The 22,273-nt window shown below is 73.2% G+C and carries 23 protein-coding genes; 13 read left to right on the top strand and 10 right to left on the bottom strand.

From position 1 onward, the window contains the following. Positions 1–462 precede the first annotated feature (462 nt). Both dnaB and N538_RS0114290 read left to right on the top strand, forming a co-directional pair. Entirely contained in the window at positions 463–1,878 is a 1,416-nt protein-coding gene (gene dnaB, locus N538_RS0114295; RefSeq protein WP_028637850.1) for a replicative DNA helicase, read from the top strand. Beyond that, positions 1,878–2,273, top strand: coding sequence for a VOC family protein (locus N538_RS0114290; RefSeq protein ID WP_028637849.1), 396 nt, complete (start codon positions 1,878–1,880; stop codon positions 2,271–2,273). Before dnaB ends, N538_RS0114290 begins: the two co-directional genes overlap by 1 nt. On the opposite strand, the gene N538_RS0114285 is transcribed toward N538_RS0114290, so the two are convergent. Continuing rightward, on the bottom strand, positions 2,274–2,900 hold the full coding sequence (locus N538_RS0114285; RefSeq protein WP_028637848.1) for a class I SAM-dependent methyltransferase: 627 nt from the start codon (positions 2,898–2,900) through the stop codon (positions 2,274–2,276). Beyond that, the gene (locus N538_RS25520; protein WP_051549301.1) at positions 2,897–3,550 is read right to left on the bottom strand and encodes a TetR/AcrR family transcriptional regulator; all 654 of its coding nucleotides are present in this window, start codon (positions 3,548–3,550) and stop codon (positions 2,897–2,899) included. The genes N538_RS0114285 and N538_RS25520 overlap by 4 nt, the downstream gene beginning before the upstream one ends. A 64-nt stretch (positions 3,551–3,614) precedes the next feature. Here N538_RS25520 and N538_RS0114275 point away from each other — a divergent pair, with 64 nt between their 5' ends. Continuing rightward, positions 3,615–4,463, top strand: a complete 849-nt coding sequence (locus N538_RS0114275; protein WP_051549300.1) for an alpha/beta fold hydrolase — start codon at positions 3,615–3,617, stop codon at positions 4,461–4,463. Continuing rightward, positions 4,460–4,984: a GNAT family N-acetyltransferase gene (locus N538_RS27505; protein WP_051549299.1), complete on the top strand. Its 525-nt coding sequence runs from the start codon at positions 4,460–4,462 to the stop codon at positions 4,982–4,984. Before N538_RS0114275 ends, N538_RS27505 begins: the two co-directional genes overlap by 4 nt. On the opposite strand, the gene N538_RS0114265 is transcribed toward N538_RS27505, so the two are convergent. The 7 genes from N538_RS0114265 to N538_RS0114235 form a co-directional block, all read right to left on the bottom strand. Next, positions 4,885–5,631: a DinB family protein gene (locus N538_RS0114265; RefSeq protein WP_231496225.1), complete on the bottom strand. Its 747-nt coding sequence runs from the start codon at positions 5,629–5,631 to the stop codon at positions 4,885–4,887. The two genes, N538_RS27505 and N538_RS0114265, sit on opposite strands and share 100 nt — an antisense overlap. Continuing rightward, the gene (locus N538_RS0114260) at positions 5,628–6,263 is read right to left on the bottom strand and encodes an MBL fold metallo-hydrolase (RefSeq protein ID WP_028637845.1); all 636 of its coding nucleotides are present in this window, start codon (positions 6,261–6,263) and stop codon (positions 5,628–5,630) included. The genes N538_RS0114265 and N538_RS0114260 overlap by 4 nt, the downstream gene beginning before the upstream one ends. Continuing rightward, on the bottom strand, positions 6,250–6,825 hold the full coding sequence (locus tag N538_RS0114255) for a GNAT family N-acetyltransferase (protein ID WP_028637844.1): 576 nt from the start codon (positions 6,823–6,825) through the stop codon (positions 6,250–6,252). The genes N538_RS0114260 and N538_RS0114255 overlap by 14 nt, the downstream gene beginning before the upstream one ends. Before the next feature lie 13 nt (positions 6,826–6,838). Then, entirely contained in the window at positions 6,839–7,639 is an 801-nt protein-coding gene (locus tag N538_RS0114250; protein ID WP_028637843.1) for a family 16 glycosylhydrolase, read from the bottom strand. A 102-nt stretch (positions 7,640–7,741) separates the two neighbouring features. Then, positions 7,742–9,145 (bottom strand): NAD(P)/FAD-dependent oxidoreductase, encoded by a 1,404-nt coding sequence (locus N538_RS0114245; RefSeq protein WP_028637842.1) that lies wholly within the window; start codon positions 9,143–9,145, stop codon positions 7,742–7,744. Continuing rightward, a complete protein-coding gene (locus N538_RS0114240; protein WP_028637841.1) occupies positions 9,132–10,439 on the bottom strand; it encodes an aspartate aminotransferase family protein in 1,308 nt (435 codons plus the stop codon). Before N538_RS0114240 ends, N538_RS0114245 begins: the two co-directional genes overlap by 14 nt. A gap of 11 nt (positions 10,440–10,450) precedes the next feature. Continuing rightward, positions 10,451–11,944, bottom strand: a complete 1,494-nt coding sequence (locus N538_RS0114235) for a CoA-acylating methylmalonate-semialdehyde dehydrogenase (RefSeq protein ID WP_028637840.1) — start codon at positions 11,942–11,944, stop codon at positions 10,451–10,453. 81 nt (positions 11,945–12,025) lie between these two features. Here N538_RS0114235 and N538_RS0114230 point away from each other — a divergent pair, with 81 nt between their 5' ends. Then, on the top strand, positions 12,026–13,561 hold the full coding sequence (locus tag N538_RS0114230) for a PucR family transcriptional regulator (RefSeq protein WP_028637839.1): 1,536 nt from the start codon (positions 12,026–12,028) through the stop codon (positions 13,559–13,561). A 98-nt stretch (positions 13,562–13,659) separates the two neighbouring features. Here the strand turns inward: N538_RS0114230 and N538_RS0114225 are convergent, their stop codons facing one another. Continuing rightward, positions 13,660–14,301 (bottom strand): LysE family translocator, encoded by a 642-nt coding sequence (locus N538_RS0114225; protein WP_028637838.1) that lies wholly within the window; start codon positions 14,299–14,301, stop codon positions 13,660–13,662. Positions 14,302–14,350: 49 nt separating this feature from the next. Between N538_RS0114225 and N538_RS0114220 the strand changes: the two genes are divergently transcribed. The 8 genes from N538_RS0114220 (at position 14,351) to N538_RS0114180 (ending at position 22,259) form a co-directional block, all read left to right on the top strand. Then, positions 14,351–15,622 (top strand): alpha-hydroxy-acid oxidizing protein, encoded by a 1,272-nt coding sequence (locus N538_RS0114220; protein ID WP_028637837.1) that lies wholly within the window; start codon positions 14,351–14,353, stop codon positions 15,620–15,622. Next, complete coding sequence (locus N538_RS25510; RefSeq protein WP_051549298.1) at positions 15,615–16,427, top strand: GNAT family N-acetyltransferase; 813 nt, start codon at positions 15,615–15,617, stop codon at positions 16,425–16,427. Before N538_RS0114220 ends, N538_RS25510 begins: the two co-directional genes overlap by 8 nt. A 61-nt stretch (positions 16,428–16,488) precedes the next feature. Then, positions 16,489–17,493 (top strand): ABC transporter ATP-binding protein, encoded by a 1,005-nt coding sequence (locus N538_RS25505; protein WP_197025349.1) that lies wholly within the window; start codon positions 16,489–16,491, stop codon positions 17,491–17,493. Beyond that, positions 17,436–18,275, top strand: coding sequence for an ABC transporter permease (locus N538_RS0114205; RefSeq protein WP_028637836.1), 840 nt, complete (start codon positions 17,436–17,438; stop codon positions 18,273–18,275). Before N538_RS25505 ends, N538_RS0114205 begins: the two co-directional genes overlap by 58 nt. 89 nt (positions 18,276–18,364) lie before the next feature. Continuing rightward, positions 18,365–19,459: a carbohydrate kinase gene (locus N538_RS0114200; RefSeq protein ID WP_028637835.1), complete on the top strand. Its 1,095-nt coding sequence runs from the start codon at positions 18,365–18,367 to the stop codon at positions 19,457–19,459. Beyond that, positions 19,456–20,373 carry a pseudouridine-5'-phosphate glycosidase gene (locus N538_RS0114195; RefSeq protein WP_028637834.1) on the top strand — a complete coding sequence of 306 codons (918 nt, stop codon included), beginning with the start codon at positions 19,456–19,458 and terminating at the stop codon, positions 20,371–20,373. The genes N538_RS0114200 and N538_RS0114195 overlap by 4 nt, the downstream gene beginning before the upstream one ends. Positions 20,374–20,598: 225 nt before the next feature. Next, positions 20,599–21,780: a cytochrome P450 gene (locus N538_RS0114185; RefSeq protein WP_036570943.1), complete on the top strand. Its 1,182-nt coding sequence runs from the start codon at positions 20,599–20,601 to the stop codon at positions 21,778–21,780. Next, the gene (locus N538_RS0114180) at positions 21,777–22,259 is read left to right on the top strand and encodes a TetR/AcrR family transcriptional regulator (protein ID WP_028637832.1); all 483 of its coding nucleotides are present in this window, start codon (positions 21,777–21,779) and stop codon (positions 22,257–22,259) included. The genes N538_RS0114185 and N538_RS0114180 overlap by 4 nt, the downstream gene beginning before the upstream one ends. Positions 22,260–22,273: the final 14 nt, after the last annotated feature.

The following is a 22,273-nucleotide window of genomic DNA, read 5'->3' as shown; positions in this document are numbered from 1 at the left end:
CCTCCTAGTCATGGTAAGCAGTGTTCAAGCGTCCATGGTCGATACAGGACTAGTTATCAACATCTGTGGACAACGCTGGGAAAACTCGGTTGTCCACGGTAAGTCGACAAACTGCCAGATGGCCGCCAGGTGACCAGCACCTGAACGCGAATTCCTGCCCGGGTATTTTCGGTCCACACCTGTGAGCGAGCGTTTCCGCAGGTCAGGGCGGTGCGAGACCCGTGCGTGGGGGCTCTGTCCACAGAGCGCTCCCCAAGCTGTGCACAGCTGTCGGCGTGTCCTCCACGCCGATCCGCGGGTTATCCCCAAGGCACCCAGGGGGGTGTGGATACGGCACTGTCGCACACGGGCCCGGCCCACGTAGCGTCCGGCCCGTCGTCGGTCGGGTGTCGGTGGTCGTCTCTAGCCTCGGCGCTGCCGTAGTCGAACACATGATCGAGCAGGTCGGTCGAGGGGGCCAGGTTGAGCGTCGAGCAGGATGCACGGGGCGGTCCCGAGGCGTCGTACGACGACTGGGGGGACGGGCCGGCGGCGTACGCCCCCGGCGAGCGCCCCACCCGCCCGGGCGACCGCACGCCGCCGCAGGACATGGCCGCGGAGCAGTCCGTGCTCGGCGCGATGCTCATCTCCAAGGACGCGATCGCCGACGTCACGGAGACGATCCGCGGCGTCGACTTCTATCGGCCCGCGCACGAGACCGTCTACGACGCGATCCTCGACCTCTACGGCCGCGGCGAGCCGGTCGACATGGTCACCGTGGCCGCCGAGCTCCAGCGCCGTGGCGAGCTCCAGCGGATCGGCGGCGCGCCGTACCTCCACACGCTCTCGGCGAACGTGCCGATCGCCGCGAACGCCGGCTACTACGCCGAGATCGTTCGCGAGAAGGCGATCCTGCGCCGGCTGGTCGACGCGGGCACCAAGATCGTGCAGATCGGGTACGCCGGCGAGGGCCAGGTCGACGACATCGTCGACGAGGCGCAGGCCGAGGTCTACAAGATCACCGACAAGCGGTCGTCGGAGGACTACGCGCCGCTGAGCGACATCATGGACGGCGTCCTCGACGAGATCGAGGCGATCTCCAACCGCGAGGCCGGGCTGTACGGCGTGCCGACCGGCTTCGCCGACCTCGACGACCTGACCAACGGGCTGCACGCCGGCCAGATGATCATCGTCGCCGCGCGTCCGGCCATGGGCAAGTCGACCGTCGCGCTCGACTTCTGCCGGGCGGCGTCGATCGCGAACAACCTGACCTCGGCGTTCTTCAGCCTCGAGATGACGCGCTCGGAGATCACCATGCGGCTGCTCTCGGCCGAGGCGAAGGTGCCGCTGAACCACATCCGCAACGGCAACATGAACGACGACGACTGGGCCAAGCTGGCCCGCAAGATGGGCGAGGTGTCGTCGGCTCCGATGTTCATCGACGACTCGCCGAACATGACGATGATGGAGATCCGCGCGAAGGCGCGGCGGCTGAAGCAGAAGCACGACCTGCGGCTGATGGTCATCGACTACCTCCAGCTGATGACGTCGGGCAAGAAGGTCGAGTCCCGCCAGCTCGAGGTCTCGGAGTTCTCCCGCCAGATCAAGCTGCTGGCCAAGGAGCTCGGCATCCCGATCATCGCACTGTCCCAGCTCAACCGTGGCCCCGAGCAGCGCGGCGACAAGCGCCCGATGATGAGCGACCTGCGCGAGTCCGGTTCGATCGAGCAGGACGCCGACATGGTGATCCTGCTGCACCGCGACGACGTCTACGAGAAGGAGTCGACCCGCCCCGGCGAGGCCGACCTGATCGTCGCCAAGCACCGCAACGGACCCACCCGCGACATCACCGTGGCCTTCCAGGGCCACTACTCCCGGTTCGTGGACATGGCGCACTGATGGCCGGACGTCCGCTCCAGATGCGCCTGGTCGTCGAGGTCGACGACTACGACGAGGCCGTGCGGTTCTACCGCGACGTGCTCGGCGCGACCGAGGAGCTGCAGGTGCACGGCGAGGGCGGCGAGAAGGTCACGATCCTCGACGTCGGCCGGGCCACGCTCGAGCTGTCCAACCGCGAGCAGGTCGAGATGATCGACGACGTCGAGGTCGGCAGCCGGGTCGCACCGCGACTGCGGGTCGCGTTCGAGGTCGCCGACGTGGCGACCGCGACCGAGCGGCTCGTGGACGGCGGCGCGGAGCTGGTCGCGCCGCCGACCCGCACGCCGTGGGACTCCCTCAACGCACGGCTCGAGGCGCCGGCCGACCTGCAGCTCACGCTGTTCCAGGAGCTGTGATCACGCCGGCTTCGTCGCGTGGACCCGCTCGATCGACCCGGCCTTGAGCCGCTCGGACTCGACGAGCTCGAAGCCGGCCTCCGCCACGAGCGGGAGCTGGCGGCGGGTGAAGTACTCGCCCGCGGTCCGGCCGGTGACCTGCTCGAGCAGCCACTGCCCGGCGTACACCGGAGGCCAGGTGCTGCGGACGTGGTCGAGCAGCAGCAGCCGGCCGCCGGGGACGAGGACGCGGTGCATCTCCGCCAGCGCGCGGCGCGGGTCGGGGATCGTGCAGAGCCCGAGGCAGCAGACCACCGTGTCGAACGACGCGTCGTCGAACGGCAGCCGCTGGGCGTCGCCCTCGCGGAGGTCGAGGTCCAACCGGAGCGAGGCGGCGTGCCGCCGGGCGATCGCCAGCATCTCCGGACTGAGCTCGACGCCGGTGACCGCGACCCCGGGCGGGTAGAGCCCGAGGTTCCGGCCGGTGCCGACGGCGACCTCGAGCAGCCGGCCCTGCGCTCGGGTGGCCAGCCAGTCCCGGCCGCCGCCGAACCAGATCCGCTCGAAGAACGCGATCTGCCGGTCGTACGCCGGCGCCGCCTTGTCCCAGACGCGCCGCTGCCGCTCGGTGGGCGACTCGCCGGTCACGAGGCCGACTCGGTGAGCCGTCGGTCCAGGGCCGCGCGCGCCTGGTCGTAGACCGCGAAGCTGCCGAGCAGCAGCGAGCGCAGGTTGGCCGAGTCGAGGTACGCCGCCAGGTCGAACGCGAGCTGGTCGGCGTCGACGTCGGCGCGGATCTCGCCGGCCGCCTGGGCCTCCGCGATCGTCCTGGCGATCAGGGCGAGCCACTCGGTGTCCGCCGCGGCCAGCGCGTCGTGCACCGGGCCCGGGCGGGCGGCGAACTCGTGCGTGGCGCGCGCGAAGAAGCAGCCACCGGGGAAGCGGCGGTCGCTGGAGTAGTCCAGCCAGGCGTCCAGCAGCGCGCGCACCCGGCCCAGGCCGGGGGGCTCCCGGAGCGCCGGCTCGACGACGGCGGTGGCGAAGATCGCGCGGGCGGCCCGGATCGTGGCCAGCTGGAGCTGCTCCTTGCTGCCGAAGTGCGCGATCAGGCCGCTCTTGCTCATCGACAGCTCCGTCGCGAGCCGCCCGATCGAGAGCCCCTCGAGCCCGTCGACCGAGGCCACGTCGACCGCGCGGCCCAGCACCAGCCGTCGGGTGCGGTCCCCGCGGCGGACCCGGCCGTCGGTGTCGGCGGGGTCGGCGGTGGTGCCGGCGGCGTCGGCGAGCTGGTCGGTCATCGTCCCCAGCCTAGTGAGCGGCATCGTCTTGACAGGACAAACAAATAGTACGATCGTTCGTATTATGACACAGATTGAGACGCGTCCGGCCCGGCCCGCCGCGCACGCCCGGGCGGGTGCCCTGCTCGACGCCACCGCCCGCGTCTCCCCGCGGCTCGCCGGGCGGGTCGCCCTCGAGCTCTGGCGCCGCCCGGGCCGGCCCGGGTCGGTGCGCACGTCCGAGCGCCCCGTCCACGACGCGGCGACGATCTCGTACGTCGACCACCGCGGCCGGGTCACGGCGTACTCCTGGGGCGATGGCGAGCGGCCGGTGCTCCTCGTGCACGGCTGGGGGTCTCGCGCCTCGCGGTTCGCCGGCCTCGTCGCCGCGCTCCTGGACCACGGCTACAGCCCGGTGTCGTACGACGCGTGGGCGCACGGCGCGAGCCCCGGCCCGGTCCGCACGATCCTCGACCACCAGGTCGTGATCGGCGCCCTCGCCGGGCGGTACGGCGGGTTCGCGGGCGTGGTCGCCCACTCCTTCGGCGTCCCGGTGGCGCTGCACGCGGTCTCGGCGGGCCGGGTGGCCGCGATCAGCGGGATGGGCGACTTCGGCTACCTGACCGACGGGTTCTGCGCCGAGCTCGGGGCCGGCGAGGCGGTGAACCGGGAGCTGCGGCGGGCGATCGAGCGCCGGTACTTCGACGGGGACGACGGCATCTGGGCGCGCTTCTCGGTCGCACCGGTGCCGGGACGCGAGCTGCTGGTGGTGCACGACGCCGAGGACCGGGTCGTCGACGTCCGTCAGGCCGAGGTGCTCGTCGCCGCGGGTGGCGAGCTGGTCCGCACTAGCGGGCTCGGCCACTCCCGGATCCTGGGCGACCCGGGCGTCGTCGCCGAGGTGGTCGCGTTCCTCGACGGGAGCCCGCGGTGACCCCCGACGTGCGCGCGGCCGGCCCCGGGGACTTCGCGCTCCTGGACGGGCTGCTGCGCGGCCTGTCGCGCGACTCGGCGTACCAGCGCTTCCAGACCGGCATCGGCGAGCCGAGCCCGAGCCTGGTCCGCGCCCTGCTGCCCCCGGAGGGCGCACTGCTGGCCTTCGCCGGCGACGAGGTGGTCGCGCACGGGCTCTGGGTCCGCGCCGGCCGGGCCGCCGAGGTCGCGCTGGTCGTCGCGGACGCCCACCAGCGCACCGGCATCGGTACGGCGCTCGCGCAGGCCCTGGTCGACGACGCGGCCGCCCACGGGATCACCCGGATCGAGGCGTACAGCGGCGCCGGCAACGAGGCGGTCGCGCGGCTGGTGGCCCACCAGGCGCCGAACGCCCTGCGGGTGCTGGACGGACCGTCCGTGACCTACACGTTCGCGACGAGCACGGCGAGGTCGCGCTCGGCGTACTCCCGGTGCAGCCACTCCTCGGTCAGGATCGCGCCGAGCACGCGGGTGACCGGGTAGCGCTCGGGCGCCGGGTAGCCGGGACCCTCGACCGGCTGGGTCGTCCCGGCGAGCCGCTCGTCGGTGAGGCCGGCCAGCACCTCCCGGACGACCGCGAAGCGGGACTCCCGGACGGCCAGGATCTCGTCCAGGCTCGGCCGCGCATCCGGGTCGTTCGGGATCCCGGGGATGTCCTCCATCTCGGTGAACGGCAGGCCGAGCGGATCGTAGGGCCAGGGGTCGCCGAGGTAGGCACGCAGCACCCAGGCGTCGGTCGCGAACACCAGGTGCCGCAGCGTCTCGATGAACGACCACTCGTCCCGCACCCGCTCGTGGAGCATCTCCTCCGGTACGCCGCGGGCGCGCTCGATGGTGGCCGCCCAGCGACGCTCGGTCATCTCCCAGCCGGCGCGGAAACCGTCGGCGGTCTCCGCGCGGACCAGCACCCGGTCGGGGTCCCGCCGGTCCAGCTCTGCCTCGATCAGGGGGCCGATGTCGACGCCGTTGATCGTCACGTTCTGGATGCCCGCGTCGATGTCGACGTTCTCGAGCCACAGGCCGCGCATCACGACGTTGCGCAGGTAGACGTTGCGCCACCACGAGTCGCTGAGGTCCACCTCCTCGACGCGCGCTCCGGTCAGGTCCCTGCGGTAGAACTCCTCGGTCACGGGCACCACTCCTCGTCGTCGTGCGCGAACACCACGCGCCTCGGGTCGAACTCGAGCAGCCGGGCCATCCACCCGGGCTGGTCCGGCGCGGTCCAGTCGACCGCGTGCTCGTGCGACTGCCCGGCGAGCACGACGGACCCGTCGTCGCACTCGACCACCAGCGACTGGTGGCCGTCGACGTGGCCCGGCGTCGGGACGACGTGCAGTCCAGGGAGGGGGGATGCCTCGCCGTCGAGCAGCTCGTAGGTCACCCCCTCGAGGAGGTGCTCGAACGTGTAGCCACCTGCTCGCGCGGTGGCGAGCTCGCGCCGCTGCGCCAGCACCGGCGTCGGGCCGAGCAGCGGGTTGCCGCCGCAGTGGTCGAAGTGCAGGTGGCAGTTGGCGACCAGCACGAGCTCGTCGAGCGAGACACCCGCGCGGGACAGCGCGTCGCGCAGGTCGGTGCGCCGCGGCTGGTACCACGCCTCGGTCTCGTCGTCGCCGCGTCCCATGCCGGTGTCGAGCAGCACCAGGCCGGCGTCGTGCCGGACCAGGTAGCCGTTGACGACCTCGACCCGGGGCGCGCCGCCGGTCTCCTCGGCGGGCCGGGTGAAGGTGCCGAGGGGCACCCGGCGTACGTCATCGACGCGCACGCCACTCCTCCGCCAGCAGGGCGTAGCCCATGCCGTCGAGCCAGCCGCGGTCGCGGTGCAGGGAGTCGCGGACGTTGTAGGCCTCGCGACGCATGCCGACCCGCTCCATCAGCCGCCACGACGCGGTGTTGTCGGCGAAGCAGAGCGCCGTCACCCGGCGCAGGCCGAGGTGGGCGAAGCAGATCTCCAGCACAGCCTCCACCGCCTCGGTGCCGACGCCCCGGCCGGCGTACGGCGGCGCGACGACCCAGCCGAGCTCGGCCTGCGTCCGCTTCGCCTCCTCGACGACCTCGGCCTGGGCCCAGGGGTCCTCGATCCGGATCATCAGGTCGCCGACCACCTCCCCGTCCAGCTCGATGACGAGCGTGGACGCGAGCCGGTCCTCGGCGAGGAACACCCCGGCGTACTCCTCGCGGTCCTCGACCCGGTGCGTCAGCCACTCCCACACCGCCGGATCCTGGCGGAACGCCCAGGTCGCGTCGACGTCGTCGGGCGTGGCCGGGCGAAGGGTGAGGCGGGCGGTGCGGATCGGCCAGGGTACGGCGCTGAGGTCCTGGGTCACCGCGCCATTGTGCTCACTTGTGGCGTGCGGCGCAGGTGTCCTTGTAGGTGCCGAGAGCGGGGTGCGGAGCGGTGGTCGACCGCTGGTTCGGCTTGCGGAGCGTCCAGTAGCGCAGCCAGTCCATCTGCATGCGGGCCTGGTTCATCCGCTTGCCGTCCTCGGCGAGCATCGTGAACCGCACCGCGAACGGGACCCCGGAGAGCGCGTCCTGACGCTTCTCGGTGCTGACCACGTGGGCGTCGACGAACCACGAGATCCGCTTGCGGGTCACCTCGACGGCGAAGGTGTGCCACTGGTCGTTGTGCAGCCCCAGGCCCTTGCGCATGATGTAGCGGTTGTGCGGGCGGGTCCGGATGTAGTGGCTGACGATCGTCTTGTTCGGCGTGTAGGCCTCGAGCGCGATGTTGTTCGCGCCGCAGTACTCCGGGCGCTTGCCGGCGGGCACCAGCTCGGTCATCACGCGGTAGTTCTGGTGGCCGTGGCCGTACTGGCGCGATCGCAGCCGGATCTCCCAGCGACCGACCTCGTGGCCCTTGGTGACCTGGGTGGCGCTCACGGTGCCGCGCTTCGCGGTGTTCAGCGTCAGCATGCCGTGCTGGTTGCGGACCGCGCCCGGCCCGGAGACGTGCCACTGGCTGTGCTTGAGCGGGCCCACGAACCGGTAGTCGACCGGCGCCTTGCCCCAGCCGTACACGCTGCCGGCGTGCACCGGGCCCGGTGCGGGCTGCGCCTGGGCCGGAGCGGCGAGCGTGGCCACGAGGGCGGCGGTGCCGAGGGTCGCGAGGGTACGGCGGAGGCGGTGCGTCGAGCTCATGGTCGCCCAAGGTACGTCGAGGCACCGCGGGTCAGTCAAACCGGCGATCTCGGGTCGTCCGCCTGAGGGTGGCGTATTCACGCGCGAGAGGCGGACGACCCGTCAGGAGTCGAAGCCGAGGCCGGCGCGGTCGAGGGTCTTGAGGAACAGGTTGCGGCGACCCTGGCGGTGGTCGGCCCGGTCAAGGGACCGGCGGGTCAGCTCGATGCCCAGGTCCGCGACCGGCGAGGGCGGGAACGGCAGCGGCTTGCGGCGGACCATCTCCAGCGAGGTGCGCTCGGTGGTGAGGCCGGACAGCCGGTCCAGCATCACCTCGGCGGCGAACCGGGTCGCGCCCACGCCGAGACCCGTGAAGCCCGCGGCGTACGCCACCCGCCCCTTGGCCGTCAGCCCGTGGAACGCCGCGAACCGCGTCGAGGTGTCGATCGCGCCGGCCCAGCGGTGGCTGAACCGCACGTCCTCGAGCTGCGGGAAGACCGTGAGGAAGTGCGACGCCAGGCGACGGTACGTCGCGGGCCGCTCCTCGTGCGCGCCGTCGACGCGGCGGTGGTGGATGGCGTCGTACCCGCCCCAGAGGATCCGGTCGTCGGCGGTCAGCCGGGAGTAGTGGAACTGGTTGGCCAGGTCGCCGAGGCCCTGCCGGTTCGCCCACCCGACCGAGGCGAGCTGCGCGGACGTGAGCGGCTCGGTCATCAGGACGTAGTCGTAGACGGGCACCGTGAGCAGCCTGGTCCGGCGCAGCAGCGACGGGAAGACGTTGGTCGCCAGCGCCACCCGCTCGCTGGTGACGGTGCCACCCGGCGTGCCGACGCGGACCGGCCCGCGCGCAGGCGTCTCCAGCGAGGTGACCGTCGTCCGCTCGTGGATCTCGACGCCCAGGCCGGCGGCGACCCGGGCGAGCTCGCGGGCCAGCCGGGCCGGGTGCACCAGCGCGCAGCCCTCGCGGTCCCACTCCCCGGCGAGGAAGAGCGGGCTGTCGATCTCCCGTCGTACGGCGGCCGCGTCCAGGAAGTCCGGCGACTCGCGCAGCCACTCGACCTGGTGCTCCTCGACCGCGACCGACAGCGCGCCCGTGCGCTCGAACTGGCAGTCGAGGCCGAGCGAGGAGACATCGGCCTCGAACGCGTCCAGGTTCTCCCGGCCGAGCCGGTCGAGGACGTCGTACTCCGCGGGCCAGCGGCACCGGCCGTTGTCCTCGCCGTGCGTGAGGCTCGCCTCGCAGAAGCCGCCGTTGCGCCCCGACGCCGCCCAGCCCACGGACTGCGCCTCGAGCAGCACCACCCGCGCGCCGGGGTTGCGCCGCTGGGCGAGCAGCGCGGTCCACAGCCCGCAGTAGCCGCCTCCCACCACGGTCAGGTCGGCGCTGCCGTCGCCGGTCAGCGCCGGGTAGGACGTGCCGGGTGCGTCCTCCAGCCAGAACACCGCGTGCCGGCTCGGTGCCAGCGCGGCGTCGACGACGGCGGCGGGAGGGGCGAGTCGCTCGTAGACGGTGCTACGACTGCGCATGCTGGTCGCCGGCCTTGAGCGCGTCGTCGAGGATGGCCAGGCCCTCGCGGGCCTCCTCGTCGCTCATCGTGCACGGCGGGACCAGGTGGATCCGGTTGGTGTTCGAGAACGGCAGCACCCCGGCCGACTTGCAGGCGGCGACCACCTCGTTGAGGGCGCCGGGCGACAGCATCGCCTTCGTCTCCTGCGAGGTCACCAGGTCGATCGCCCAGAACGCACCGACTCCACGGACCTCGCCGACGCACGCGTGTCGCGCCGCGATCTCGGCCAGCCCGGGCCCGAGGACCTCACGGCCGAGGCGATCCGCGTTCTCCACGATGGCCTCGTCGCGCATCGTGTTGATCGTCGCGACCGCCGCGGCGGTGGCGAGCGGGTGACCGGAGTAGGTCAGGCCGCCGGGGTAGGGGCGGTGCGCGAACGTCTCCGCGACCGGGTCGCTGATGATCACGCCGCCGAGCGGCACGTAGCCGGAGTTCACGCCCTTGGCGAACGTGATCAGGTCCGGTACGACGTCGTACCGGTCGAGCGCCAGCCAGGACCCGGCGCGGCCGAAGCCGGCCATCACCTCGTCGAGGACCAGCATGATGCCGTGCCGGTCGCACAGCTCGCGGACGCCCGGGAGGTAGCCCGGCGGCGGCTCGAAGATGCCGGCCGTGCCCGGGATCGTCTCGAGGATGATCGCCGCGATCGTGTCCGGTCCCTCGGCCTCGATGGTGCGCGCGAGGTGGGCGAGCGCGCGCTCGCACTCCTCGGCCTCGGTGGTCGCGTGGAACTCCGAGCGGTAGAGGAACGGCCCGAAGAAGTGCACCGTCCCGGCGGTCGCGGTGTCGTTCGCCCAGCGGCGCGGGTCGCCGGTCATGTTGATCGCGGTCTGGGTGCCGCCGTGGTAGCTCCGGTACGTCGACATCACCTTGAAGCGGCCGGTGTGCAGCCGGGCCATCCGGACGGCGTGCTCGTTGGCGTCGGCCCCGCCGTTGGTGAAGAACACCTTCTCGAAGCCGTCCGGCGCGACCTCGCTGATCAGCCGGGCGGCCTCGGAGCGCTGGTCGTTCGCGAACTGGGGCGCGATCGTGCAGAGCCGGTCGGCCTGCTCCTTGATCGCGGCGACCACGCGCGGGTGCTGGTGGCCGATGTTGGTGAACACCAGCTGGCTGGAGAAGTCGAGGTAGCGGCGGTCCTCGTCGTCCCACACGTACGAGCCGCGGGCGGCCGTGATCACCATCGGCGTGATCTCGGCCTGCGCGGACCAGGAGTGGAAGACGTGCTTGCGGTCCAGCTCGAAGGCGGTGCTCATGTCGGCTCCTGTCAGTGGTTCTTGGGGAAGGCGAGCTCGAGGCCGCCGGCGGTGGCGGGGTCGGGCCACCGGGTGGTGACGACCTTGCCACGGGTGAAGAAGTGCACGCCCTCGGTGCCGTGCGCGTGGGTGTCGCCGAACAGCGAGGCCTTCCAGCCGCCGAAGGAGTAGTACGCCATCGGCACCGGGATCGGCACGTTGACGCCGATCATGCCGACCTGCACGTCGGTCTCGAAGGCGCGGGCCGCGCCGCCGTTGCTGGTGAAGATCGCGACGCCGTTGCCGTACCTGTTGGCGTTCACCAGGTCCAGCGCCTCCTGGTAGGTGTCCGCGCGGACGACGCTGAGCACCGGCCCGAAGATCTCGTCGGTGTAGACGCTCATCTCCGGCGTGACGTGGTCGAACAGCGTTGGGCCGAGCCAGAAGCCGTCGCTCGCGCCGTCGGCGTCGACCTGCCGACCGTCCACGATGAGGCTCGCGCCCTCGGACTCGCCGGCGTCGACGTACGACGCCACCTTGTCGCGGTGGGCCAGCGTGACCAGCGGGCCCATGTCGGTGCCCCGCTCGCCGTCGCCGACCCTGAGGGTGCCGGTGCGCTCGGCGATCTTCTCGACGAGCGCGTCACCGGTGTCACCGACCGCGACCACGACGCTGATGGCCATGCAGCGCTCGCCGGCCGAGCCGTAGCCCGCGCTGACGGCCGCGTCCGCGGCCAGGTCGAGGTCGGCGTCGGGGAGGACGACCATGTGGTTCTTCGCGCCGCCGAGGGCCTGCACCCGCTTGCCGGCGCGGCTGGCGCGCTCGTAGACGTACTCGGCGATCGGGGTGGAGCCGACGAAGCTGATCGAGGCGACGTCGGGGTGGTCGAGGAGCCCGTCGACGGCGACCTTGTCGCCCTGGAGGACCGTGAACACACCGGCAGGGAGGCCGGCCTCGGCCCACAGCTCGGCGAGCCAGATCGAGGCGGACGGGTCCTTCTCGCTGGGCTTCAGCACGACCGCGTTGCCGGCGGCGATCGCGATCGGGAAGAACCACATCGGGACCATCGCGGGGAAGTTGAACGGGCTGATGATGCCGACCACGCCGAGCGGCTGGCGGACGCTGTGCACGTCGACGCCGGTCGAGACCTGCGGGGAGTTGCCGCCCTTGAGCAGGTGCGGGATCCCGCACGCGAACTCCACGACCTCCTGGCCGCGCGCCACCTCGCCGAGGGCGTCGGAGTGCACCTTGCCGTGCTCGCTGGTGATGATCCGGGCCAGCTCCTCCTTGCGCTCGTTGAGCAACTCGCGGAACCGGAACACCACCTGGGTGCGGGCGCTGACCGACGTGGCCGCCCAGTCGACCGCGGCCTTCCTGGCCGAGGCGACCGCGGCCTCGACGTCCTCCGCCCCGGCGAAGGCGACGCGGCCGGTCACCTCGCCGGTCGCCGGGTCGGTGACGTCGCCGGCGCGGGTGCTGGTGCCGGGGTGGGCCTGGCCGTCGATCCAGTGCGGGATGGTCCTCATGCCCCCATGCTGGCGACCCACCGCCGGACGGGCGAGGGACGATCTGTCCTTCGTCGTACGACGGATGCGACACTGTGTCGCATGCCGGTCACCGTCCGCGAGGCGCTCGCCCTCCCCGCGCTGTCGGCCGGCGACCCGGTCGTGCTCAGCGGTGAGGCGGGGCTGGACGCGGCACTGCGCTGGGTGCACGTGTCCGAGCTGCACGACATCGGCGGCCTGCTGTCCGGCGACGAGCTCGTCCTGACGACCGGTCTCGGGATGGCTGCGTCGGCGGACGCGGCCGACGACGTCGTCCGGCAGCTCGTCGGGGTCGGCGCCGCCGGACTGGTGGTCGAGCTCGGCGCGGCGTACCCCTCGGTGCCGGAGCCGGCGCTGCGACGGGCCCGGGCGGCCGGGTTCCCGGTGGTGGTGCTCAACCGGCCGGTGCGGTTCGTGGACGTGACCGAGGCGGTGCACCGGGCGATCGTGGCCGAGCAGTTCGAGGAGGTGCGGTTCGCCGGTGACGTGCACGCGACGTTCACCGAGCTCGGCCTGGCCCGCGCGCCGATGGCGCGGCTGGTCGAGGCGGCCGCGGACCTCGCCGGGAGCTCGGTGGTGCTGGAGGATCTCTCGCGGCGGGTGCTGGTGCCGTCCGCGCGGGCCGAGCCGGTGGACCGGCTGCTCACCGACTGGGAGCGGCGGTCCCGGCTGACGCCGTACCTTCGGACGACGGGCGTGGGCGGGCCCGAGCGGTGGCTGACCACGCCCGTCGGGATCCAGGGCGGGGCGTGGGGACGGCTCGTCGTGACCGCGCCGCGCGACGAGGCGCGGGCCCGTCTGGTCGCCGAGCGGGCGGCGCAGGCGCTCGAGCTCGGGCGGATGATCGAGCGCGACGAGACCTCGCTGCAGCTGCGGGTGCACGGGGGCTTCCTGCTCGACCTCCTCGACGACCGGCTCGGCACCGAGGCCGTGGCCGCGGCCCGGCTGCGAGGCCTCGGCGTACCCGGGTCGGGGACGTACGTCGGCGCGGTGGCGCGGCTGCGCTCCGAGGGACCGGTGGACCGGCTGGTGTCCGCCCTGGGCGGGATACCGGGCCTGGTGGGCGTGCTCGACGCGGTGCACGTGGGGCTGCTGGTCCCGGCCGGTGCGGACCTCGACGGCATCGCCCGCGGGCTCACCGCACTCGAGCCCGACGCGGTGCTGGCCGCCGGTCACCCGGTGTCCGGGGTGCTCGCGGCGGCGGCCTCGCTGCGCTCGGCGCGGGCGGTGGCCGACGTCGCGGCGACCCTGCCGGGCGTGTCCGGGTGCGTGCGGCAGGCCGACATCCGGCTGCCCGGCCTGCTGATGTCGCTCCGCGAGGACGCCCGGCTGCAGGAGTTCGCCGAGGCCGAGCTCGGTGCGCTGCTCGAGCACGAGGCCCGGCACGGCGGCGGGCTGGTCGACCTGCTGCGCCAGTTCCTCGCCGTCGGCGGCAACAAGACCGAGCTCGCGCGGGTCGCGCACCGCAACCGCACCTCGCTCTACCCCGCACTGCGCCGGCTCGAGGAGCTGGTCGGACACCCGCTGGACGACCCGGCCTCCCGGCTGTCGCTGGGGGTGGCGCTGCTGGCGTACGACCAGGCCCGCGAGCTGCGCTGACGAGGAACTTGTCCGCGGAAACCCGACGGACACGCCGGGCCGCCTCGGCGTGTCCGTCGGGTTTCTCCGGCTGACCGGAGAAACCCGCCGGCGCGTCGCTACTCCGTGGCAGCGAGGGTGGCGCCGAGGCCGATCATCATCACGCCGCCGGCGACGCCGAGCTTGTCGAGGCGCGCCGGACGGCGGGCGAACCAGTCCCGGGCCCGCGAGGCCGCCAGCGCCCAGGCCGAGTCGGAGCACGCCGCCATCAGGCCGAAGATCACGCCGAGGAGCGCGAGCTGGAGACCGGTGTGGCCGGCCGGCTCGTTGACGAACTGCGGCAGGAACGCCACGAAGAACACGATCGTCTTCGGGTTCGTCAGGCCGACGGTGAAGCCCACCCGGAGCGAGCGCAGCGCGGCGGCCCGCACGACCACGGACGTGTCGACGGCGTCCAGTGCGGCCCGGGCGTCCGCGCGGTGCCGGATCGCCTGGATCCCGAGCCAGATCACGTACGCCGCGCCGCAGACCTTCAGCACGACGTACGCCTCGGTGCTGGCCGCGACGACGGCACCCAGGCCGACCGCCACCAGCATGACCTGCGTCGTGACGCCGATCGCGTTGCCCACCACGGAGAGGAGCGCGTCGCGGCGGCCGACCGTGAGGGCGCGGCCGATCGTGAAGAGCAGGCTCGGCCCGGGAACCTGGATGAAGAGGGCGCTCGCCACCACGAAGGCGAGCCACTGGCTGGTCGTCGGCACCCGGCCATTCTGCGGGCAACCGGGCCTCGACGGCACACTGTTTCCCGTGGTGAGCATCGGGCGAGAGATCCAGGGCGGCATCTACCGGGCCGGCGTCCTCGGTCACAAGCCGGTCGTGCCGGTCGAGCCGGTGGCCCTCGCGGCCGCCGCCGAGCGCCGGATGAGCCCGGAGGCGTGGGCGTACGTCGCCGGCGGGGCCGGCCAGCACCGCACGGTGCAGGCCAACACCGACGCGTTCGCGCGGCACCGCATCGTGCCGCGCATGCTCCTCGACGTCGGGGAGCGTGACCTGTCCGTCGAGCTGCTGGGCCGCACCCTGCCGGCGCCCCTGATGCTCGCGCCGATCGGCGTGCTCGAGATGGCGCACCCGGAGGCCGAGCACGCCGTCGCGGCGGCCGCCCGCGACCTCGGCCTGCCGATGGTGATCTCCACCCAGGGCTCGGTGCCGATGGAGGAGACCGCCCGCGCCCTCGGCGACAGCCCGCGGCTCTACCAGCTCTACTGGAGCAACGACGACACGGTCGTGGACTCCTTCGTACGCCGGGCGGAGGCGATCGGCAGCGACGCCCTGGTCGTCACGCTCGACACGCATCTGCTCGGCTGGCGGACCCGCGACCTCGACCTCGGGTACCTGCCGTTCGCGCGCGCCGAGGGCATCGCGCAGTACACCAGCGACCCGGCGTTCCGCGCCCTCGCCGAGGCTCGCGCGCTGAACCCGTCCGGCGAGCCGACGCCCCGGCCGACGGTCGCCGCGGTGAGGTCGCTGCTCAGCATCGCCCGGCACTACCCGGGGAAGATGCTGGACAACCTGCGCTCGCCGGTGCCGCGGGCCGCGGTCGAGACGTTCCTCGACGTGTTCTCCCGGTCCACGCTGACGTGGGAGAACCTCGCCTACCTGCGCGAGCGGACCTCCATGCCGATCTACCTCAAGGGCATCCAGCACCCCGACGACGCGCGGCTGGCGATCGAGCACGGCGTCGACGGCATCGTGGTCTCCAACCACGGCGGCCGCCAGGTCGACAACGCGATCGCCTCCCTGGACGCGCTGCCCGGCGTCGTCGACGCCGTCGCCGGTCGGGTGCCGGTGCTGTTCGACAGCGGGGTGCGCAGCGGCGCGGACGTCTTCGTCGCGATCGCGCTCGGCGCACAGGCCGTGCTCGTGGGCCGGCCGTGGGTCTACGGACTCGCGCTCGCCGGCGCGGACGGCGTCCGCGCGGTGATGCAGCACCTGCAGGCCGAGCTGGACCTCACCATGGGCCTGGCGGGCGTGAAGTCGATTGACGAGATCACCCGGGACCTGCTGGTCTCGGCCGGTGACTGAGGACCTCGACGAGCTGCGCGCGCTGGCGCAGGCCTGCCTGGACGCCGACGGCGGACTGCCGCGGCTGACCGACGACGGGCTGCTGCGCGCGCGGCTGCGGGCGGGGACCACCCTCGACATCCGCGACGCCGATGACGTGCTGGTCGCGACCGGCAGCGTCGCCGTGCGCGACGGCGCCGCCATGACCAGCGGCCTCGTCCACCCCGGGCACCGCGGCGTCGGCCACGGCCGCAACCTGCTGGCCTGGGCGCGGGACCAGGCGGGCAGCGCACCCCTGACGGTGACCTGCGAGAACGTGAACCCCGCAGCCGAGCGGCTCTACGCGCGCTTCGGCCTGGAGCGGTTCTTCGCGGAGCAGGTGATGCGGCACCCGCTCGGGTCGGTGCCCGACGTGGCCGCGCCGGAGGGCGTGACGCTGGTGCCGGTCGCGGACGCGAGCCGCGCGGACCTGTTCGCGGCCTACGCCGGGGCCTTCAGCGATCGCCCCGGCTTCCCCGACCCGACCGAGGAGGAGTGGCTCGAGGAGCTCGACGGGGACCCCGAGTGGCGCCGCGACGTCTCCGCGGTGGCGCTCGGCGAGCACGGCGAGCCGGTCGGGTTCGTGAACGTGCTCGGCACCTGGGTCGACCAGGTCGGGGTCGTCCCCGCCTGGCGCGGCCGCGGCCTGGGCGCGCACCTCGTGGTGCGCGCGCTCGCGGGGCTGGACGGCGAGGCCTGGCTGAGCGTCAACCTCGACAACCCGGCCGGCGACCTCTACGCGTCGCTCGGCTTCGAGCGGTACGGCGTGCGCGGCCGCTGGGCCTGAGCGCCGAGCACCCGGACCCGCGATCAGGTCGTCGTCAGGTTGCGGGAGGCAGGATGGATCGGTGCCGTCCTCTGCCCCCGCCGTCCGGATGCTGGGGCTGCGCAAGGAGTTCGGGCGGATCGCCGCCGTCGACGGGATCGACCTCGAGGTCCCGGCGGGGGGAGTGTTCGGCTACCTCGGCCCCAACGGAGCGGGCAAGACCACCTCGTTGCGGATGCTCCTGGGCCTGGTCCGTCCGACCTCCGGCAGCGTCGAGCTGTTCGGTCAGGACCCGGCTGCCGTCGGCGTCGCGGCCCTCGACGGTGTGGCGGGGTTCGTCGAGAACCCCGCGTTCTACGCCTACCTGTCGGGTCGTCGGAACCTGCACCTGCTGGCCGACATGGACGGCGGCCGGCACCACGACCGCGTGGAGCCGGTGCTCGAGATCGTCGAGCTCGACGGGCGCGGTGACGACAAGGTCGGCACCTACTCGCAGGGGATGCGGCAGCGGCTCGGCCTGGCGGCGGCGTTGCTGCGCGAGCCGCGGCTGATGCTGCTCGACGAGCCCACGAACGGGCTCGACCCCGGCGGCATGCGCGACATGCGCCGCCTGGTGGCCACGCTCGCCGACGAGGGCCTGACCGTCCTGCTGTCGAGCCACCTGATGAACGAGGTCGAGCAACTGTGCTCCCGACTGGCGATCGTGGCCCGGGGACGGATCCGCTTCTCCGGCACGCTCGAGGAGCTGCGTGCGCGCCAGCACGGCCCCGACCACCTGCTGCGGGTGACCGACGTGGTCGGGGCCCTGGCAGTCGCTGGGGAGGTGCCGGGCGTCCGGGCCGAGCCGACGGCGGGAGCCGCCGAGATCCTGGTGACCGTCGACGGTCCCGGCGACGCCGCCCGGCTCACGGTGGCGCTGGGGCGGGCGGGGATCGGGTTGCTCGCGATGCTGCCGGCCGCGCCGTCGCTCGAGGAGCTGTTCTTCGACCTCACAGAGGGGGTCGAGCGGAGAGGACCTACGCCTGGCAGATGCGCAAGCTCCTCGCCCAGCGCCGCACCTACCTGGGCTGGGTGGCGGCGACGCTGATCCCGGCCGCGTTCGCGATCGGCCTCGCGATCAACCCTCCGAAGCCGCCGGAGCCGGGCGGGCCGGTCGACCCGGACGTCTACATCTCGCTGGCCTACAACAGCTCCGGCCTGGTCCTTCCGCTCATCGCGCTGTTCTTCTCCTCGCTGGTCCTGGTACCGCTGCTGTGCGCGCTCGTCGCCGGTGACATCGTGGCGGCCGAGGACTCCAACCAGACGCTCAAGACGGTGCTGGCGCGCTCGACCAGCCGGTGGCAGCTGCTTCGGGCCAAGATGCTGGCCACCGCGACGTACGTCCTGGTGCTGCTGGTCTGCTTCGGGCTGAGCGGCACGGTGATCGGGGTCCTCGCGAACGGCGCGGAACCGGTCCCCCTGGGAGGGGTGCCCCTGGGTGCCACCGGCTTCACGCTCGGAGCCCACGAGATCGGCGCGGGCTCGATGCTCGGCCGGCTGGCGATCTGCCTCGGTGCCTACGCCGCTCCGCTGCTCGCGGTGAGCGCGTGGGGCTTCCTGTTCTCGACGTTGTCGCGCAACAGCGCGGCCGCCATCGTCGGGATGCTGGTGTTCAGCTTCGCCAACCAGATCATCGCGTTCCTGCCGAACGTCCCCGAGTCCATCACGAGGTGGTTGCTCACCGACCAGTTCACGGCGTGGGAGGGCGTGCTGGGCACCACCGTCGACACGGGCGCGCTGTGGCACGCGCTCCTCGTCTCGACCCTGTTCGCCGTGCCGCCGCTGGCGGTGAGCGCCTGGTGGTTCCAGCGCCGGGACGTCCTCGTCTGAGCCACGTCGCGTCGCCGGCCCCGTCGCCGACCGGCGTCGGTCCGTAGCGCGGGGCCTTGTCGTGATGAAGGGACCTTATGCTGACAAGCATGACGCTGACCGACCGCGAGCGCGAGGTCGTGGCCCTGCTGCGCCGCGACCCGCTGATCGGGTCCGCCGCCATCGCGGCCGCGCTCGGCACCACGCGGGCCGCGGTCAACGTGCACCTCTCGAACCTCGGCAAGAAGGGCGTGATCCGCGGCCGCGGGTACGTGCTCAGCGAGGAGCCGTCGGTCGTGGTGATCGGCGGCGCGAACGTGGACGTCAAGGCGCGCAGCACCCGCGCCGCCGTCCCGGCCACGAGCAACCCGGGCACCGGGTCGATGGCCGCCGGTGGAGTCGGCCGCAACATCGCGGAGAACCTCGCCCGGCTGGGCACCCGCACCCACCTGGTCGCGGCGATCGGCGTGGACCGCCTCGGCGACCAGGTGCTCGCCGCGACCTCCGGCGCGGGCGTGCACGTGGAGCACGTGCGCCGGTCCGCGTGGTCCACCGGCACCTACACCGCGGTCCTCGACGCGGACGGCGAGCTGGTCGTCGCGGTGTCGGACATGGCCGCGACCGACGAGCTGGCGGCCGACCAGGTGAACGCGGCGCGCGACCTGGTCGCCGCGGCCGGCCTGGTGGTGCTCGACGGCAACCTCGCCACGGAGACGCTGAGGTTCGCGCTCGACCTCGCTGCCGGACACGGCACCCGGGTCGTGCTCGAGCCGGTCAGCGTCCCCAAGGCGACCGCGCTGGCCCCGTTGGTGTGCACCGAGCACCCGGTGTACGCGATCACCCCCAACCGCGACGAGCTCGCCGCCCTCACCGGGTTGCCGACCCGCACCGCCCGCCAGGTGGCGAAGGCCGCCGCCGCGCTGCACGACCGCGGAGTGGAGCTGGTCTGGGTGCGGCTGGGCGCGGCCGGCTCCCTGCTGAGCACGCGCGACGGCGCGACCGCGCTGGCCGCCGTACCCGCCGAGGTCGCCGACGTCACCGGCGCCGGCGACGCGATGCTCGCGGCGTTCTGCCACGCGCTGCTCTCCGGGAGCGAGCCGGCCGAGGCGGCGGCGTACGGCCACGCCGCGGCCGCCCTCACCGTCGCGAGCCCGCACACCGTCCGCCCCGACCTCACCGACCGACTCGTCAGGAGCCTGCTGTGACCCATCCGATGCTGACCGTCACCGAGGAGGTGGCCGACGCGCTGGGGGACGGTACGCCGGTCGTCGCGCTGGAGAGCACGATCATCAGCCACGGCATGCCGCACCCGCAGAACGTCGCGATGGCGACCGAGGTCGAGGGCATCATCCGCGAGCACGGGGCCGTGCCGGCGACGATCGCGGTGCTGGACGGCGTGCCGCGGATCGGGCTGTCGGCCGAGGACCTCGAGCTGCTCGCCAGCCACGGCGACGTCACCAAGGTCAGCGTGCGCGACCTGCCGCTGGTGATGGCGCGGCGCGCCCACGGCGCCACGACCGTCGCCGCGACTATGCGGCTCGCGGCGCTGGCCGGCATCCGGGTGTTCGTGACCGGAGGCCTCGGCGGCGTGCACCGGGGCGCCCAGCAGACCTTCGACGTCTCGGCCGACCTCACCGAGCTGGGGCGGACCTCGGTCGCGGTCGTGTCTGCGGGGGTGAAGTCGATCCTCGACATCGGCCTCACCCTGGAGACCCTGGAGACGCTCGGCGTCCCGGTGCTCGCGGTCGGCAGCGACGAGTTCCCGTCGTTCTACTCCCGATCGAGCGGGTACGCCGCGCCGAACAGGGTCGACACCGCCGCCGAGATCGCCGCGGTGATGGCCGCGAAGTGGCGGCTCGGGCTCGAGGGCGGCCTCGTCGTCGCCAACCCGATCCCCGCCGAGGACGAGATCCCGGCCGACGAGATCGGTGTCATCATCGATCAGGCGCTCGCCGACCTGGACCGGCTCGGCATCCACGGCAAGGACGCCACGCCGTACCTCCTCGGCCGGATCGTCGAGATCACCGGCGGCGCCTCGCTCACCGCCAACATCGCCCTGGTCCGCCACAACGCCCGTCTCGGTGCGGCGGTCGCGCGGGAGTGGGCGTCGCTCGCCTGACGAGCGGCGGGCGCGGTCCAGACCGGCGTATCAGCAGCACGGGCCCGAGCTCCTGAGCAGCGTGCAGAACCGAACCACGAACCAGCCCCGCCCCCACCGCTCCGACGGCCGGCCGGACCGCGCCATCGCGGCCGCCCTCAGCGCGCGCGCCGCCCTCCAGCGCGCCGGCGCCTGACACCTCGCGGCCACTGGACAAATCCGGCGATCTGTCTCATGGTGGCCGGCATGTACCGACCCGCCACGCAAGGGACCTGGGCGAACCCGTGGCCGATGTACGCCGGCCTGCGCGACCGCGACCCCGCCCACCACGTCGAGCGACCCGGCGGCCGTGACTACTGGGTGCTGTCCCGGCACGAGGACGTGGTCGCGGCGGCGGTCGACACCGCGACGTACTCCTCCGCCGAGGGCCTCACCGTCGAGTACGACGAGCTCGAGACGATCGGCCTCGCCGACAACCGGCCCCTGGTGATGCTGGACCCGCCGGACCACACCGCGTTCCGCAAGCTGGTGGCGCGCGGCTTCACGCCCCGCCAGGTCAGCACCTTGGAGCCGCTGGTGCGCGCGTTCGTCGTCGAGCGGCTCGAGCGGCTGCGCGACGAGGGCGGCGGCGACATCGTGGAGACGCTCTTCAAGCCGCTGCCGAGCATGGTGGTCGCCCACTACCTCGGCGTGCCCGACGACGGCCGCGAGCGCTTCGACGACTGGACGCACGCGATCGTCTCGGCGAGCTCGGCCGGAGCGATCACCGGCGCCACCGAGGCGCTCACCGAGATGACGGGCTACTTCGCCGAGCTCATCGAGCGGCGCCGGGCCCAGCCCGGCGACGACACGGTCTCGCACCTCGTCGCGGCCGGCGTCGGCGACGACGACCGCGGCGTGCTCTCGATCCTCGCCTACGTCTTCACGGTCGTGACCGGCGGCAACGACACGACGACCGGCATGCTGGGCGGTGCGGTCCAGCTGCTGGAGCAGGACCGCGACCAGCGCCGGGTACTCCTCCAGGAGCCCGCCCTGGTCAAGGACGCCGTCGAGGAGCTGCTCCGGCTGACCTCGCCCGTCCAGGGCCTGGCGCGGACGACGACCCGCGACGTCGAGCTGCACGGCCGCACCATCCGCGCGGGTCGCCGCGTCCTGCTGCTGTACGCCGCCGCGAACCGCGACCCACGTCGCTACGGACCCGACGCCGACGACCTCGACGTCCGTCGCCGGCCCGGCCAGATCCTGACGTTCAGCCAGGGCAGCCACCACTGCCTCGGCGCCGCCGCCGCCCGGCTGCAGGCGCGGGTCGCGCTCGAGGAGCTCCTGGCCCGATGCCCGGACTTCACCGTCGACCTCGACGGCGTCGGGTGGGCACCCGGTCCGTACGTGCGGCGGCCCACGACCGTGCCGTTCCGGGTGGCGGCATGAGCCCGGAGCGGATCCTCGATACTGCCGCGGGCCTGTTCGCCCAGCACGGCGTGAACGCCGTCAGCATGGGCGAGGTCGCCCGCGCCGCCGGCTGCTCGCGCGCGACGCTCTACCGCTACTTCTCCGACCGGCACGAGCTGCACCTTGCGTTCGTGCACCGGGAGGCCCGCCGGATCGGCGCGTTGCTCGCCGGTGAGACGGACCTCGCGGATGCGGTGCTGGCCGCGGTCGGCCACGTCCGCGCTCGACCGGAGCTGCTGGCGTGGTTCGGCGCGGCCGACGCCGGCACGACGGCTGAGCTCGCGCAGTCCAGCGAGGTGGTCGGGGCCCTCGGTCTCGGCGCCGCCGGCGATCCCGACGCGGCGCGCTGGCTGGTGCGGGTGATCGTCTCGCTGCTGATCGTGCCCGGCCGCGACGGGGCCGAGGAGCGCCGGATGGTCGAGCGGTTCGTGGCGCCGGCGATCGGCCGGCGCCGGTAGCGCCGGCCCCGATA

This window comes from Nocardioides sp. URHA0032, from assembly GCF_000620645.1.
Lineage (GTDB): Bacteria > Actinomycetota > Actinomycetes > Propionibacteriales > Nocardioidaceae > Nocardioides.
Note: the sequence above shows the minus strand (reverse complement) of the source record. Positions and strands in the feature narration are given on the sequence as shown.

Bases quoted from the DNA above. Each gene is read 5' to 3' on its own strand.
- N538_RS0114245 (WP_028637842.1), bottom strand. From the start codon at position 9,145: ATGCGCAGTCGTAGCACCGTCTACGAGCGACTCGCCCCTCCCGCCGCC.
- N538_RS0114200 (WP_028637835.1), top strand. From the start codon at position 18,365: ATGACGCTGACCGACCGCGAGCGCGAGGTCGTGGCCCTGCTGCGCCGC.
- N538_RS0114180 (WP_028637832.1), top strand. From the start codon at position 21,777: ATGAGCCCGGAGCGGATCCTCGATACTGCCGCGGGCCTGTTCGCCCAG.
- N538_RS0114240 (WP_028637841.1), bottom strand. From the start codon at position 10,439: ATGAGCACCGCCTTCGAGCTGGACCGCAAGCACGTCTTCCACTCCTGG.
- N538_RS0114205 (WP_028637836.1), top strand. From the start codon at position 17,436: ATGCGCAAGCTCCTCGCCCAGCGCCGCACCTACCTGGGCTGGGTGGCG.
- N538_RS0114275 (WP_051549300.1), top strand. From the start codon at position 3,615: ATGACACAGATTGAGACGCGTCCGGCCCGGCCCGCCGCGCACGCCCGG.
- N538_RS25520 (WP_051549301.1), bottom strand. From the start codon at position 3,550: ATGACCGACCAGCTCGCCGACGCCGCCGGCACCACCGCCGACCCCGCC.
- N538_RS0114235 (WP_028637840.1), bottom strand. From the start codon at position 11,944: ATGAGGACCATCCCGCACTGGATCGACGGCCAGGCCCACCCCGGCACC.
- N538_RS0114250 (WP_028637843.1), bottom strand. From the start codon at position 7,639: ATGAGCTCGACGCACCGCCTCCGCCGTACCCTCGCGACCCTCGGCACC.
- N538_RS0114290 (WP_028637849.1), top strand. From the start codon at position 1,878: ATGGCCGGACGTCCGCTCCAGATGCGCCTGGTCGTCGAGGTCGACGAC.
- N538_RS0114185 (WP_036570943.1), top strand. From the start codon at position 20,599: ATGTACCGACCCGCCACGCAAGGGACCTGGGCGAACCCGTGGCCGATG.
- N538_RS0114230 (WP_028637839.1), top strand. From the start codon at position 12,026: ATGCCGGTCACCGTCCGCGAGGCGCTCGCCCTCCCCGCGCTGTCGGCC.